The organism is Lysobacter sp. Soil_N_23 (assembly GCF_057656135.1).
Genome location: NZ_JBDGKY010000002.1, coordinates 88,214 through 102,558 on the forward strand (window position 1 = coordinate 88,214; position 14,345 = coordinate 102,558).

Below are 14,345 nucleotides of genomic sequence, written 5' to 3' on the forward strand. Positions count from 1 at the left end.
CATGAAGCCCAGCGCCCGGAAGCTCGCCGCTCGCCGATTCGCCACCCAGGCGATCGTAACCACCACCATTGCCAGCCTGCTGGCCGCCTGCGCGACCGCACCCGTGCCCAAGGTCAGGCGCGACGGCCAACCCTCTCCCGCGCAGCAGACTGCCGGCGCCGGCGCACCCGCGGCCGGCACCACGACGCAGGCGCTGCCCGAGTCGACCACCGGCGGCGATGCCCGTCCGCAGATCCGCCGCGGCACCGGCCAGGTCATCAACCAGAGCGCCGGTTCCGCGCCGCCGCCGAACCTGGGCGCGACCAGCGGCTCGGCGACCTTCAACTTCGAAGGCGAATCCCTGCACGCAGTGGTCAAGGCCATCCTCGGCGACATGCTCGGGCAGAACTACGTCATTGCCCCGGGCGTGCAGGGCACCGTCACCCTCGCCACGCCCAAGCCGGTCAGTCCGGCCGAGGCGCTGAACCTGCTGGAGATGGTGCTGGGCTGGAACAACGCGCGCCTGGTCTACAGCGGCGGCCGCTACAACGTGGTTGCGTCCGACCAGGCCCTGGCCGGCAACGTGGCAGCCCGCACCGGCGGCGCCGCCAACGCGCGCGGCTTCGAAGTGCGCACGGTGCCGCTGAAGTACGTCTCGGCCACCGAGATGGAAAAGATCCTCAAGCCGTATGCGCGGCCCAACGCGATAGTGAACGTCGACAACTCGCGCAACGTCATCACCGTCGGCGGCAGCCGCGCAGAGCTCGAGAACTACCTGCGCACCATCCAGGTGTTCGACGTCGACTGGCTGGCCGGCATGTCGGTGGGCGTGTTCCCGCTGCAGTCGGGCAAGGCGACCAAGGTCGTGGCCGACCTGGAGAAAGTGTTCGGCGAGCAGAGCAAGTCGCCGGTGGCAGGCATGTTCCGCTTCATGCCGCTGGAAGGCGCCAACGCGGTGCTGGTGATCACCTCGCAGGCCAATTATCTCGACGACATCCAGCAGTGGCTCGACCGGATCGACAACGCCGGCGGCAGCGTGCAGCTGTATTCGTACGAGCTGAAGTACATCAAGGCCAAGGACCTCGCCGACCGCCTTTCCGATGTGTTCGGCAGCGGTCGCGGCAGCAATGGCGGCGGTGGCAACGGTGCGCCCTCGCTGATGCCGGGACTGGAATCGGTGGAGCTCAAGGACAGCGGATACGGCAGTACCGCGACGCTGGGTGGCGGCGACACCGACAGCTCCGGCAGTAGCGGTGGCGGCGGCCTTGGCGAAGGCTCGCTCTCGCTCAACGCCCGCCAGAATGGCAATGCCGGCCTCACGCTGGAGGTCGACGGCGACCGCGTCGGCGTATCGGCGGTGGAAGAAACCAACTCGCTGATCGTGCGCAGCAGCCCGTCGGCGTGGAAGTCGATCCGCGACGTGATCGACCGGCTCGACGTGATGCCGATGCAGGTGCACATCGAGGCGCAGGTCGTGGAAGTTCAGCTGCAGGGCGAGCTGCGCTACGGCGTGAGCTGGTTCCTCGAAAATGCCGCGCTCGAGAACGGCTTTCCCGACGTGACCTCGCGCGGTACCGGCATTCCGCCGAAGTGGAGCACGCTGGGCGCGAGCATCGGTGGCGTCGGCGGCAACGGCCTGGTCTGGTCGCTGTTCAAGAACGACGCCGCGGCAGTGATCAGCGCGCTCGACAGCATCACCGACCTGCAGCTGCTGCAGACGCCGTCGGTCATGGTGCGCAACAACGCCGAGGCCACGCTCAACGTCGGCAGCCGAATCCCGATCTCGTCGGTCACGGTCAACCCGGGTGTCGGCTCCGACAACACTTACAGCCAGGTGCAGTACCTCGATACCGGCACCATCCTCAAGGTCCGCCCGCGCGTGGCCAAGGACGGCGTCGTCTTCCTCGACATCGTCCAGGAAGTCAGCACGCCGGGCAGTCCAGATACCGCCGACCCGAACGGCAACGTCCGCATCGACACGCGCAAGCTCAAAACCGAAGCCGCGGTGCAGAGCGGCGACACGGTAATGCTGGCCGGCCTGATCAACGATGGCGTCACGCGCGGGGCCTCGGGCCTGCCGGGGCTGAGCCGGATTCCGGTGATCGGTGCGCTGTTTGGCACGCAGAGCTCACGCACGACCCGCAACGAAGTCATCATCCTGCTGACACCGACCATCGTGCAGAACCCGCAGGAAGCCCGCGACCTGACCGACGAGTACGGGCGCCGTTTCCGCGCGATGGAGCCGCTGCAGAGCAAACCCCGCCGGCCTGGACAGCAGTGACATCAGTGTCCTTTGCGCCACCGCCGATCGTCGTTGTGCCGGTCGGCGGCGACGATGAGGCGCTCGATGGCTGTCTGGCCGCGCTCGATGCCGCCACCGCACCCGGCACGCAGGTGTGGCTGGCCGACGACGCCCAGGCCGGTCCCCGCGCCTACGCCATCATCGAACGCTGGGTCGCGCGTACTGCGCTGAAGGCCGACTACACGCGCCGGCAGCGCAGCGTCGGCGAAGTGGCGCACCTGGATGAAGTGCTGGCGGCGTGCGGCGATGCCGATGTCGCCGTCCTCGCCCCCGACGCGGCGCCATCGCCGGGTTGGCTGGCGCGCCTGTCTGCCGGCCTCGCCAGTGATGGCGCCATCGCCACCGCGACGCCGTGGAGCAATGCCGGCGAGGCGGCCGCCTGGCCACGCATCGGCGAGATCGACGACATTCCCCAGGATCTCGCGCGGCTCGCGCGCGCGGCTGCCTGCATGCCGGCCCTGCATCCGGAACTGCCGGCGGCCGTGACCCATGCGGTACTGATCCGCGGCAGCGCCCGTCGTCGTGCCGGCGGCCTCGATGCCAGCAGTTATGGATCGTGGTACGCGGCCTTGATCGACCTGTCGTTGCGCCTGGCCGGACTGGGCTGGCGCAATGTGCTGTGCGATACCGCCTTCGTCGGCCGCCGCGGTGAAGGCGTGCCGTTCGATGGCGACATGGACGCGCTGGCGGCGCGCTGGCCGGATTGGCATCCGCGGCTGGCAAACTTCCTCATGCAGGACCCGCTACGGGCGTCGCGCACGCAACTGGCAGTACTGCTCGACAGCATTGGCCCTCCGGAACCGCAACGTGATCTCTTCGCCTGATTCCTCCGTCGCCGTCACCCGCCAGGACGGCATCGCCGTCGTTGTGGTGACCTACCGCAGCGCGGAGACCATCGACGACTGCCTGCAGCGCCTGCGCGGCACCGACGGCCTGGCGGCCATTCGCGTGGTCGACAACCAGTCCGACGACGACACCCTGGAGATCGTCCAGCGCCATGCCATGGCCGATGCGCGCGTGCGCTTCATCGCCAACCCGGACAATCCAGGGTTCGCCGTCGCCTGCAACCAGGGCGCGCGCGACGCCAATGGCGATGCCGCGTGGCTGGCCTTCGTCAATCCCGATTGCCTGGTCGAACGCGACACACTGTCGCGGCTGCGCGCGCTGGCGCAAGGCCGGGGCGACATCCTGCTCGGCGCCGACCTGATCGACGAGCAGGGTCATCGCGACGGCGCCGCGCGACGACGCGATCCCGATTTCTCGGCGATGCTTGCCGGCGCATTTGGCGGCATGCCGGCGGCAAAACTCGAACTGCCGATCGACGACACGCTGGCGCTGCAGCCGGTCGAGGCGATTTCCGGCGCGCTGATGCTGATGCCGCGTGCGTTGTTCACGCGCATCGGCGGCTTCGACGAAGGGTATCGCCTGCACGCCGAGGACCTGGACCTGTGCCGCCGCGCGCGCGAGGCCGGGGCGACGATCGCGGTAGCCAACCACATCCGCGTGCTGCACGTGCGCGGCGTGTCCAGTCGCTCGCGCCCGCTGTTCGTGGAGTGGCACAAGCACCGCGGCCTGTGGCGCTACTTCCGCAGGTTCGAGGCGCCCGGGCGCAGCCTGTGGGTCACCCTGGGCGTGTTCGCGGCGATCTGGCTGCGCTTCCCGCTCGCATACGCGCGCGCGCGCATGCGCGCCCTGTAGGAGCGAGCTTGCTCGCGACCGGCGTGTCAGTAGCGGACAGGCGTTTCGCGAGCAAGCTCGCTCCTACAACTGCAGCCGTCAGGCCAGTGCAAACCTGAGCACGAACAACACCGCCACCACCCACACAGCCGAGTGCACCTCGCGTGTGCGCCCCGTGAACAACTTCATCACCGCGTAAGCGATGAAACCGAACGCCAGGCCGTTGGCGATGGAGTAGGTGAACGGCATCGCCAGCGTGCACAGCGCTGCCGGGACGGACTCGCTGAGGTCGTCCCAGTGCACGTCGCCCAGCTCTCGCAGCATCAGTCCGGCCACGAACAGCAACGCCGGCGCGGTCGCATAGGGCGGCACGATCGATGCCAGCGGCGAGAACAGCAGCGCCAGCAGGAACAGCGCCGCGATCACCAGCGCGGTCAGGCCGGTGCGCCCGCCGGCCTGCACGCCCGATGCGCTCTCGATATAGGCCGTCGTGCTGCTGGTCCCGAGCAGAGAGCCGGCCAGGATCGCGCTGCTGTCGGCGAACAGGGCGCGACCAAACCGCTTCTGCTGCGCCGGCGTGGCATCGTCGGTCGGCAGCAGCCCGGCACGACGGGCGACACCCATCAGCGTGCCGGTGGCGTCGAACACCTCGACCAGCACGAACACGATCACCACATGCAGCATCGCCGACAGCGACAACCCGGCGCCGCCGCCGAGGGCGCCGCGGATGTCGAGCTGGAGGAACGTCGGTGCCAGGCTCGGCGGCAGGTCGACGAGGCCGTTGTACTGGACCAGGCCGAGCAGCAGCGCCGCGGCGGTGACGGCAAGCACGCCGATCAGGATCGCGCCGCGCACGCGCCAGGCTTCCAGCACCGCGATCAGCAGGAAGCCGGCGACGGCCAGCAGCGGTTCGGGTTCGCGCAGGTCGCCCAGCGACACCAGCGTGTCGGGGTTGCCGACGATCACGCCGGACTTCTGCAGCGCGATGATCGCCAGGAACAGGCCGATGCCGGCGGTGATCGCGCTGCGCAGCGAGTGCGGGATCCCGGCGATCAGCCACGCGCGTGCACCGGTGATGGTGAGCAGCAGGAACACGATGCCGGAGATGAACACCGCGCCCAGCGCCTGTTGCCAGCTGTAGCCCATGGCGCCGACGACGGTGAAGGCGAAGAACGCATTGAGGCCCATGCCCGGCGCCATGCCGACCGGGTAGTTGGCGGCGAAGGCCATGACCAGCGAGCCGATCGCGGCCGCCAGGCAGGTCGCGACGAACACCGCGCCGACGTCCATGCCGGTGTCGCCGAGGATGCTGGGATTGACGAAGACGATGTAGGACATCGTCAGGAACGTGGTCAGGCCCGCGACCAGTTCGGTGCGGACATCGCTGCCGTGCTCGCGCAGCTTGAACAGCGATTCGAGGGCGCGGCTGGGCATGGCGAGGTTCAGCGGTAGCGGTTGATCTCGTCGCGCAACTCACGCGTCGCGTGCGCCGCGGCCTCGGCGAAGTCATCGCCGGACGAGGCATACAGGATCGCGCGCGAACTGCTGACCATCAGGCCGGTGCCGTCGGCGGTCCGGGCGTTGGTCACCACCGCCTCGACATCGCCACCCTGGGCGCCGACACCCGGCACCAGGAACGGCATGTCACCGACGATCGCGCGTACTTCGCGCAGCTGCTGCGGCCAGGTCGCGCCGACGACGAGCGCGCAGTTGCCATGGCTGTTCCACTCGCGCGCGACCTTCTCGGCAACGTGCTGGTAGAGCGGACGGCCGTCGGCGACCACCAGGTCCTGCAGGTCGGCGGCGCCCGGGTTGGAGGTGCGGCACAGGATCACCACGCCGCGGTCGGCGCGGTCGAGAAACGGCTGCAGCGAATCGCGGCCGAGGTACGGATTGGCGGTGACGGCATCGGCGCTGTAGCGGTCGAAGGCTTCGCTGGCGTAATGCTGGGCCGTGCTGCCGATGTCGCCGCGCTTGCTGTCGAGGATCACCGGGATGCCGGGATGTGCGGCGTGGATATGCGCGACCAGCCGCTGCAGTGCGTCTTCGGCGCCCAGCGCGGCGAAGTGGGCGATCTGCGGCTTGAACGCGCAGGCGTACTGCGCGGTGGCGTCGACGATGGCGCGGCAGAAGTTGAACACCGCATCCGGGTCGCCCTTGAAGCGCGCCGGGAACTTCGCCGGCTCCGGATCGAGTCCGACGCAGACGAGGGAGTCGGCCTGGGTCCAGCGTTGCTTCAGGGACGTAATGAAGGTCACGTGTCTCTCCGTTTCAAGCCGTCATTCCCGCGCAGGCGGGAACCCGGCGTCTTCAAGCCGTCATTCCCGCGAAGGCGGGAACGCAGCGCCTTAAAGCCGTCATTCCCGCGCAGGCGGGAACCCAGCGCCTTAAAGCCGTCATTCCCGCGCAGGCGGGAATCCATGGACGTTTGCTCTTCGCTCGGCAAGTCACTGGGTTCCCGCCTGCGCGGGAATGACGAGCTGCTGCGACAGCAACGACAACATCAACTTCAACATGGATCCCGGCATTCACCGGGACGACGGTACAAAGCGACTGCAACAGCAAAATGGCTCCCGGCTTTCGCCGGGATGACGATCTGGCAAAGCCGCGCCCGCAGAGCGGGCGCGGGCCAGATCGTCACTTCAACGCCTTGAACCTCAACCGATGCGGCTGCGCACCCTCGGCACCCAGGCGACGCTTCTTGTCTTCCTCGTACTCGCGGTAGTTGCCCTGGAAGAACTCCACGTGCGAGTCGCCCTCGAAGGCGAGGATGTGCGTGGCGATGCGGTCCAGGAACCAGCGGTCATGCGAAATGACGAAGGTGTTGCCCGGGAACTCCAGCAGCGCATCTTCCAGCGCACGCAGGGTCTCGATGTCGAGGTCGTTGGACGGTTCGTCGAGCAGCAGCACGTTGCCGCCCTGCAGCAGGGTCTTGGCCATGTGCAGGCGGCCGCGTTCACCGCCCGACAGCGTGCCGACCAGCTTCTGCTGGTCCTGGCCCTTGAAGTTGAAGCGGCCGATGTAGGCGCGCGACTGGATCTCGACACCGTTGATGTTGAGGATGTCCAGGCCGCCGGACACTTCCTGGAAGACGTTGTGGTTGCCTTCCAGCTTGTCGCGGCTCTGGTCGACGTAGGCCAGCTTGACCGTCGAGCCCATCGTGATCTCGCCGGAGTCCGGCTTTTCCTGGCCGGTGATCATCTTGAACAGCGTCGATTTGCCGGCGCCGTTCGGGCCGATGATGCCGACGATCGCGCCGCCCGGAACGAGGAAGCTGAGGTTGTCGATCAGCAGGCGGTCGCCGAACTTCTTGCTGACGTTCTTGAACTCGACCACCGAGTTGCCCAGGCGCTCGCCCGGCGGGATGAAGATCTCGTTGGTTTCGTTGCGGCGCTGGTAGTCGACCGACTGCAGTTCGTCGAGGCGGGCAAGACGTGCCTTGCCCTTGGAGCGGCCGCCCTTGGCGTTCTGGCGCGCCCACTCGAGTTCCTTGTGGATCGCCTTCTGGCGCGCCTTCTCCTGGCCTTCTTCCTGCTTGAGACGCTCTTCCTTCTGCATCAGCCAGTCGGTGTAGTTGCCCTTCCACGGAATGCCGCGACCGCGGTCGAGCTCGAGGATCCATTCGGCGGCGTTGTCGAGGAAGTAGCGATCGTGGGTGACGGCCACCACGGTGCCGGTGTAGCGCGCGAGGAACTGCTCCAGCCACTCCACCGACTCGGCGTCGAGGTGGTTGGTCGGTTCGTCGAGCAGCAGCATGTCCGGCTTCTGCAGCAGCAGCTGGCACAGCGCTACGCGGCGCTTTTCACCGCCCGACAGCTTGCCGACCACCGCGTCCCACGGCGGCAGGCGCAGGGCGTCGGCGGCCACTTCGAGCTGCTGCTCAAGCATATGCGCGTCGCCGGTGGCGAGGATCGCCTCCAGGCGCTGCTGCTCGGCGGCCAGCTTGTCGAAATCGGCGCCTTCTTCGGCGTAGGCGGCGTAAACCGCATCGAGCGCGGCCTGCGCGCTGAGCACGTCACCGACGCCGACTTCGACGGCTTGGCGCACGGTGTGGGTCGGGTCGAGCTGCGGCTCCTGGGCGAGGTAGCCGACCTTGATGCCCGGCTGCGGGCGCGCTTCACCGACGAAGTCGGTATCGACGCCGGCCATGATCTTGAGCACCGTCGACTTGCCCGCGCCGTTGAGGCCGAGCAGGCCGATCTTCGCGCCGGGGAAGAAGGACAACGAGATGTCCTTGATGATCTGGCGCTTCGGCGGAACGGTCTTGCTGACACCGTTCATGGTGTAGATGTATTGCGACATGGGCACTCCGGAACGCGGGACGCGCCGAGCCGGGCCGGGAGGCCTGGGGCAGGGCGGGGAAGCGGCGATTATACGTGCTCAAGCCCCACTCCCGCCCGCCCAAGTCCCCCGTCATCCCGGCGAACGCCGGGATCCAGTGGCGAAGCCTCAGGCGTCAAGCCGTCGCGACCGGCCAGGGCGAGGGCCTGGGTCCCGGCGTGCGCCGGGACGACGGGATTCGTCCAGCTCGAGAAGTTCAGATCCAGACGATGAACGCAGCCACCAGCACCACCGCCAGATACTTCAGCCCGTAATACAGGTTCTTGTTGCGCTCCCTCAGCCCCTTGGCCTTGAGCCGCAGCACATAGAAGTACTTGAACAGCCGGTTGATCCCGCCGGTCTTGTCGCCCTCCATGTTCGGCGAGGCGCCGGCGGCGATCAGGTTGCGCGCGATGAAGCGGTTCAGCGCCTGCGCCCAGCGGTACTTCATCGGCCGCTCGACGTCGCAGAACAGGATGATCCGGTTGCTCTGGGTGTCGTTGCGGGCACTGTGGATGAAGGTCTCGTCGAACATCGTCCACTGGCCGTCGCGCCAGCTGTAGCGGCTGCCGTCGACCTCGATGAAGCAGCCGTCGTCGTTGGGCGTCTCCAGCCCCAGGTGCAGGCGCAGCGAGCCGGCGAAGGGGTCGCGGTGCGGGCGCAGCTCGCCGCCCGGCGGCAGTTCGGTGAACATCGCCGCCTTGACGCTCGGGATCTGCCGCAGCAGGGCCGTGGTCTGCGGGCACAGTTCGGCCGCGGACGGGTGGGCGTCGTCGTACCACTTCAGGTAGAAGCGCTTCCAGCCACGGCGGAAGAACGAGTTGAAGCCGACGTCGTTGTAGCCCTCGGCGGCCTTGATGTGCTGCAGCTCGCGCAGGCGGCGGGCCTCCTCGCGGATCGTCTGCCAGTTGGCGCGCAGGGGCTCCAGCTCGGGAAAGTGGTCGCCCGGTTCAGGGATGAAGGCGGTGGTCGGCACACGCGAGAACGCGTACATGAGCACGTTGACCGGCGCCATGAAGGTGGAATGGTCCAGCAGCTGCCGGCCCAGACGGTGCCGTACCTTGCCGCGGAAGTGCACGTAGACCGCGCTGGCGAGGAAAAGGAAGACAAAAAGCCATTTCACGATCGGGTTCCCTGTGGGGTGGGGAAATGGAGGTCAGATCGGGCCGCCTGGGGTCAGGGGGCACATTGCTGGCCGCATTTTAAGCCCTGGGCTACCATCCGGGGTCTGATTGCGCCACCCCTCCCAGGCTCCCTTACCCCACCGTTCGAGGTTTCGCGAATGTTCCCCAGCTCTGCCCGTATCGCCGGCTACGACGATGAACTGGCCCAGGCCATCGCCCATGAGGCCCGCCGCCAGGAGGATCACGTCGAACTGATCGCCTCGGAGAACTACGCCAGCCCGCGCGTGATGGAGGCCCAGGGCAGCGTCCTGACCAACAAGTACGCCGAGGGCTACCCGGGCAAGCGCTACTACGGCGGCTGCGAGTACGTCGACGTGGCCGAGCAGCTCGCCATCGACCGCCTCAAGCAGCTCTTTGGTGCCGACTACGCGAACGTCCAGCCGCATTCGGGCTCGCAGGCCAACCAGGCCGTGTATTTGGCCCTGCTCAACCCGGGCGACACGATCCTGGGCATGTCGCTGGCCCACGGCGGCCACCTCACCCACGGCGCCAAGGTCAATGTCAGCGGCAAGCTGTTCCACGCCGTCCAGTACGGCGTCAACGACCAGGGCATGATCGACTACGACGAAGTCGAGAAGCTCGCCCTGGAGCACAAGCCGAAGATGGTCGTCGCCGGCTTCTCGGCCTACTCGCAGCACATCGACTGGGCGCGCTTCCGCGCCATCGCCGACAAGGTCGGTGCGTTCCTGTTCGTCGACATGGCCCACGTCGCCGGCCTGGTCGCCGCCGGCGTCTACCCGAACCCGCTGCCGCACGCGCACGTGGTCACCTCGACCACGCACAAGACGCTGCGCGGCCCGCGCGGCGGCATCATCGTCGCCAAGGACCCGTCCGAGGACCTGGTCAAGAAGCTGCAGAGCATCGTCTTCCCGGGCATCCAGGGCGGTCCGCTGATGCACGTGATCGCGGCCAAGGCCGTGGCCTTCAAGGAAGCGCTGGAGCCGGAATTCACCACCTACCAGCAACAGGTCGTGAATAACGCCCAGGCGATGGCCGAGACCATCATCAAGCGCGGCTACAAGATCGTCTCCGGCGGCACCCAGAACCACCTGATGCTGATCGACATGATCGGCAAGGGCGTCACCGGCAAGGATGCGGAAGCCGCGCTCGGCAAGGCCCACATCACGGTCAACAAGAACGCTGTGCCCAACGACCCGCAGAAGCCGTTCGTGACCTCGGGCCTGCGCATCGGCACTCCAGCGGTCACCACCCGCGGCTACCAGGAAGCCGACTGCGTCGAACTGGCCAACTGGATCTGCGACGTGCTCGATGCACCGGGCGACGACAAGGTCATCGCCGCAGTGCGCGAGAAGGTCACCCAGCAGTGCCGCAAGTTCCCGGTGTATGGGTGAAGTCGGCGCGAGCATCTGGGCTGCGTTGATCGGCGGCGCATTTGCCCTGCTTGGTGTGCTCGTGGGTAGTTGGCTTGCGTATGCAACTACCAAGCGGACCATCGAGCAGCAGGCAAGCGAAGCGAAGCGCATCCGCAAGATTGCGCAGCTTGAACGATTGAACCGGGTGGTCGAGCGAATCCATGCTCAGGTTTTCTCGTACACACATGCAGCCAAGATGACCGCCAACCATGGCAGCAGAGAGCCCGTCCGGGAAGTGGATGACGCCTCCATTGCTGAACTTGAATTCCTGTCACGAGTATATTTGCCAGAGGCTCGACTCTATTTTGCGGAGGTCAGAGCCATGCAGCGAGATGCGCGCAATCTGCTCGTCGAGGCCTATTCGAGTACCGTTGAGCAGCTGGCGATCAACTCGACCATGACCGAGATCGAAAGGCTCGAAGCAAACTTCACCGACTCTGTGGAGCGTTTGCGGGAAGCCTTGGTGCTATCGGCACAATCCATTGAGAGGGAATGACATGCTGCTCCCTGCTTTCTCGTTCCCGGCCTCTCAGGCGATGACCTAGTCGCATGCATTGCCCCTTCTGCCAGCACAACGACACCCGCGTCATCGATTCGCGCGTGTCCGACGATGGTGCCACCATTCGGCGCCGTCGCGTCTGCGAGGCCTGCGGTGAACGTTTCTCGACTCTGGAAACCATCGAGCTCAAGCTGCCGCTGGTGATCAAGAGCGACGGTCGCCGCGAGGCGTTCGACGCGCGCAAGCTGCGGGCCAGCTTCGACCGCGCCTTGCAGAAGCGGCCAGTGTCGGAAGAACAGATCGAAGCGGCGGTGCGCGCTGTCGTGCACCAGCTGCGCATGACTGCCGAGCGCGAAATCCAGTCGCGTCGCGTCGGCGAATTCGTCATGGCCGAGATGCGCAAGCTCGACCACGTCGCCTACGTGCGATTTGCCTCGGTCTACCGTGCGTTCCAGGACGTGGCGGATTTCCGCGAGGAACTCGACCGTCTCGAAAGCGACAGCTCCGCCGAGGGCCAGTTGCCGTTGCTGGAAGGCGAGCCCGAGCCGGCGCCACGCGGCAGGAAACGCTGATGGCGTTCACCGCGACCGACCACGCGATGATGGCCCAGGCCCTGCGCCTGGCCGAACGCGGCGCCTACACCACCAAGCCCAACCCGATGGTGGGTTGCGTGATCGCGCACGGCGATGAAATCGTCGGCGAAGGCTGGCACCAGCGTGCCGGTGAACCGCATGCCGAAGTTTTTGCCTTGCGTGCAGCGGGCGAACGAGCCCGCGGTGCGACGGCCTACGTAACGCTGGAACCATGCGCGCATACCGGTCGCACCGGTCCGTGTGCCGATGCATTGATTGCCGCCGGCGTCACGCGCGTCGTGGCGGCGATGCGCGATCCGTTTCCGCAGGTCGACGGCGCCGGTTTCGAGCGTTTGCAGGCCGCCGGAATAGCGGTTGAATCGGGCTTGATGGAAACCCAGGCGCGCGCGCTCAACCGCGGCTTCCTGTCGCGGGTGGAACGCGGCCGACCCTGGCTGCGGGTGAAGCTGGCGACCAGCCTCGACGGACGCAGTGCGCTGGCCAGCGGCGAGTCGAAGTGGATCAGCGGCGAAGCCTCGCGCCTGGACGTGCAGCACTGGCGCGCGCGCGCCGGCGCGATCGTGACCGGCGCCGGCACCGTGCTCGCCGACGACCCGTCGCTGACCGTGCGCCTGGAAGACGACACCCCGTTCGTCGCACCGCTGCGCGTCGTGCTCGATCCGGGCCTGGCCACGGTCGCGCGCGGCCGCGTGCGCGAAGGCGATGCGCCGACGCTCTATATCCACGCCCCCGATGCCAAACCGTCGCGCGGCATCCAGGCCCAGTTGGCGGCGGTGACCGTGCGCGAGGGTCGTTTTGACCTCGACGCGGTGCTGCGCCTGCTTGCCGAGCGCGACGTCAACGAGATCCAGCTCGAAGCCGGCGCCACGCTAGCAGGTGCCTTCCTCGCCGCGGGGCTGGTCGACGAAGTGCTGCTGTACGTTGCGCCCGTGCTGCTGGGCGAGCGTGCGCGGCCGCTGTTCGATGGGCTGGCCATCGACACGATGTCGCAGAAGCTCAATCTGGCCATCGTCGAGTCGCGTTACATTGGCCAGGACGTGCGACTGTTGTTGCAGCCGCAACCGGCGGCCGCACCGACGAAAGCAGGCGGCTAGCGAAGCACGCCACACGAAGGGAGGCAGTCATGCCCACGGACCCGGCAACGACGCAATCCACCTTCAAGGACCATTTCTCCGGCATCGCCGACGCCTATGCGCAGGCGCGCCCGGAATACCCCGACGCGTTGTTCGACGCGATAGCCGCGGTGGTTCCCGCCACCGCCCGCGTCTGGGAGCCGGGCTGCGGCAGCGGCCAGGCCACAAGCGGACTGGCGGCCCGCTTCGTCCACGTGCATGCCACCGAACCCAGTGGCAAGCAGCTGGCCCAGCACTGGGCGCAGGGCGGGCAGGGCAATGTCAGCCTCGCGGTCGAACCCGGCGAACGCACCACCCTGGCCGACGGCAGCGTGCAGCTGGTGGCGGTCGCGCAGGCGCTGCACTGGTTCGATCGCGAACCCTTCTTCCGCGAGTGCGAGCGCGTGCTCACGCATGGTGGCGTGCTCGCGGCCTGGGGCTACGGCGACTTCATCGCCCCGGAGGGGATGATCGATGCCGTGGCAGCGTTCCGTTCCCGCATCGAACCCTACTGGCCGCCGGAGCGCGCCCAGATCGATGCCCGCTACGCCGGTTACGACTGGCCGTTCCCGGCGCTGCCGGCACCGGAGTTGTGGCTGGAGGTCGAATGGGGCCTGGGCCAGTTCCTGCGCTACCTGTCGAGCATGTCGGCGGTGGCCCGCTGCGCCGCCGATACCGGCGAGGACCCGGTCGCCCGCCACGGCCCGGCGCTGGCCGCCGCCTGGGGCGAGGAGGGCGACACTCGCCCGATCCAATGGCCCCTGTTCCTGCATCTGCGCCGCAAACCCTAGCCCCGGCGCCGTTGTTGCGTACCCGGGCCTGCAAGGCTGATTGCCGTAGGAGCGAGCTTGCTCGCGATCGGGCGTATCCGAGCCTGCAAGGCCGATTGCCGTAGGAGCGAGCTTGCTCGCGATCGGGCGTATCCGAGCCTGCAAGGCTGATCGCGAGCAAGCTCGCTCCTACCAACCTACCTACCCGCCAGCGCGTGTGGAACAGTGCGTCCGCCAGGCCGCCCGCAGGCCGCCCAGCACCCGGATGCTAGAATCGCCGCGCCAATCCACCGGCAACCACAACACGACGTCTTCAGGGCGGGGTGGAATTCCCCACCGGCGGTAGGTGCAGGCCAGCCCAGGCCAGTCTGCACGAGCCCGCGAGCGCCTCCGGTCACGCCGGAGGGTCAGCAGATCCGGTCAGATGCCGGAGCCGACGGTCCAGCGGAGCCAGCCATGGCGCCGCTCACAGTCCGGATGAAAGAAGACAGCTGCGCACGGCCTCGCGGCCGTGTGCCTGCCTCATGCCTTGGGGC

Annotated in this window: 12 protein-coding genes and 1 riboswitch; of the genes, 8 read left to right on the forward strand and 4 right to left on the reverse strand. The window is 67.5% G+C overall.

Annotated features, from left to right (window positions below; translation table 11 throughout):
* The first annotated feature begins 1 nt into the window (after position 1).
* Genes gspD through AC3A3X_RS02225 form a run of 3 tightly spaced genes read left to right on the forward strand, consistent with a single transcriptional unit; the run spans position 2 to position 3,979 of the window.
* Positions 2 to 2,260: a type II secretion system secretin GspD gene (gene gspD / locus AC3A3X_RS02215; protein ID WP_487581432.1), complete on the forward strand. Its 2,259-nt coding sequence runs from the start codon at positions 2 to 4 to the stop codon at positions 2,258 to 2,260.
* 5 nt (positions 2,261 to 2,265) lie between these two features.
* Positions 2,266 to 3,105 (forward strand): glycosyltransferase family 2 protein, encoded by an 840-nt coding sequence (locus AC3A3X_RS02220; protein ID WP_487581619.1) that lies wholly within the window; start codon positions 2,266 to 2,268, stop codon positions 3,103 to 3,105.
* On the forward strand, positions 3,092 to 3,979 hold the full coding sequence (locus tag AC3A3X_RS02225) for a glycosyltransferase family 2 protein (RefSeq protein ID WP_487581620.1): 888 nt from the start codon (positions 3,092 to 3,094) through the stop codon (positions 3,977 to 3,979). The genes AC3A3X_RS02220 and AC3A3X_RS02225 overlap by 14 nt, the downstream gene beginning before the upstream one ends.
* Positions 3,980 to 4,057: 78 nt before the next feature.
* Here AC3A3X_RS02225 and AC3A3X_RS02230 read toward each other — a convergent pair whose 3' ends face one another.
* The 4 genes from AC3A3X_RS02230 to lpxO all read right to left on the reverse strand — a co-directional run bounded on the left by AC3A3X_RS02230 (position 4,058) and on the right by lpxO (position 9,404).
* Positions 4,058 to 5,392 carry an NCS2 family permease gene (locus AC3A3X_RS02230; RefSeq protein ID WP_487581433.1) on the reverse strand — a complete coding sequence of 445 codons (1,335 nt, stop codon included), beginning with the start codon at positions 5,390 to 5,392 and terminating at the stop codon, positions 4,058 to 4,060.
* 8 nt (positions 5,393 to 5,400) lie between these two features.
* On the reverse strand, positions 5,401 to 6,216 hold the full coding sequence (pyrF, locus tag AC3A3X_RS02235; RefSeq protein WP_487581434.1) for an orotidine-5'-phosphate decarboxylase: 816 nt from the start codon (positions 6,214 to 6,216) through the stop codon (positions 5,401 to 5,403).
* A 379-nt stretch (positions 6,217 to 6,595) separates the two neighbouring features.
* The gene (gene ettA / locus AC3A3X_RS02240; protein ID WP_487581435.1) at positions 6,596 to 8,260 is read right to left on the reverse strand and encodes an energy-dependent translational throttle protein EttA; all 1,665 of its coding nucleotides are present in this window, start codon (positions 8,258 to 8,260) and stop codon (positions 6,596 to 6,598) included.
* A 235-nt stretch (positions 8,261 to 8,495) separates the two neighbouring features.
* Positions 8,496 to 9,404 (reverse strand): lipid A hydroxylase LpxO, encoded by a 909-nt coding sequence (gene lpxO / locus AC3A3X_RS02245; RefSeq protein WP_487581621.1) that lies wholly within the window; start codon positions 9,402 to 9,404, stop codon positions 8,496 to 8,498.
* Between the two features lie 156 nt (positions 9,405 to 9,560).
* Between lpxO and glyA the strand changes: the two genes are divergently transcribed.
* The 5 genes from glyA to AC3A3X_RS02270 are packed head-to-tail and all read left to right on the forward strand — an operon-like array spanning position 9,561 to position 13,830.
* Entirely contained in the window at positions 9,561 to 10,814 is a 1,254-nt protein-coding gene (glyA, locus tag AC3A3X_RS02250) for a serine hydroxymethyltransferase (RefSeq protein ID WP_487581436.1), read from the forward strand.
* Positions 10,807 to 11,331, forward strand: coding sequence for a hypothetical protein (locus tag AC3A3X_RS02255; RefSeq protein WP_487581437.1), 525 nt, complete (start codon positions 10,807 to 10,809; stop codon positions 11,329 to 11,331). The genes glyA and AC3A3X_RS02255 overlap by 8 nt, the downstream gene beginning before the upstream one ends.
* Positions 11,332 to 11,384: 53 nt before the next feature.
* Positions 11,385 to 11,906, forward strand: a complete 522-nt coding sequence (gene nrdR / locus AC3A3X_RS02260; RefSeq protein WP_487581438.1) for a transcriptional regulator NrdR — start codon at positions 11,385 to 11,387, stop codon at positions 11,904 to 11,906.
* Complete coding sequence (ribD, locus tag AC3A3X_RS02265; RefSeq protein ID WP_487581439.1) at positions 11,906 to 13,021, forward strand: bifunctional diaminohydroxyphosphoribosylaminopyrimidine deaminase/5-amino-6-(5-phosphoribosylamino)uracil reductase RibD; 1,116 nt, start codon at positions 11,906 to 11,908, stop codon at positions 13,019 to 13,021. The genes nrdR and ribD overlap by 1 nt, the downstream gene beginning before the upstream one ends.
* Before the next feature lie 29 nt (positions 13,022 to 13,050).
* Entirely contained in the window at positions 13,051 to 13,830 is a 780-nt protein-coding gene (locus tag AC3A3X_RS02270; RefSeq protein ID WP_487581440.1) for a class I SAM-dependent methyltransferase, read from the forward strand.
* A gap of 284 nt (positions 13,831 to 14,114) precedes the next feature.
* Positions 14,115 to 14,302, forward strand: a riboswitch (FMN riboswitch).
* Positions 14,303 to 14,345 lie beyond the last annotated feature (43 nt).

Excerpts from the sequence above, each read along its gene's own strand:
- glyA (WP_487581436.1), top strand. The coding sequence starts at position 9,561 with ATGTTCCCCAGCTCTGCCCGTATCGCCGGCTACGACGATGAACTGGCC.
- AC3A3X_RS02270 (WP_487581440.1), top strand. The coding sequence starts at position 13,051 with ATGCCCACGGACCCGGCAACGACGCAATCCACCTTCAAGGACCATTTC.
- ettA (WP_487581435.1), bottom strand. The coding sequence starts at position 8,260 with ATGTCGCAATACATCTACACCATGAACGGTGTCAGCAAGACCGTTCCG.
- gspD (WP_487581432.1), top strand. The coding sequence starts at position 2 with ATGAAGCCCAGCGCCCGGAAGCTCGCCGCTCGCCGATTCGCCACCCAG.
- nrdR (WP_487581438.1), top strand. The coding sequence starts at position 11,385 with ATGCATTGCCCCTTCTGCCAGCACAACGACACCCGCGTCATCGATTCG.
- ribD (WP_487581439.1), top strand. The coding sequence starts at position 11,906 with ATGGCGTTCACCGCGACCGACCACGCGATGATGGCCCAGGCCCTGCGC.
- AC3A3X_RS02255 (WP_487581437.1), top strand. The coding sequence starts at position 10,807 with ATGGGTGAAGTCGGCGCGAGCATCTGGGCTGCGTTGATCGGCGGCGCA.
- AC3A3X_RS02230 (WP_487581433.1), bottom strand. The coding sequence starts at position 5,392 with ATGCCCAGCCGCGCCCTCGAATCGCTGTTCAAGCTGCGCGAGCACGGC.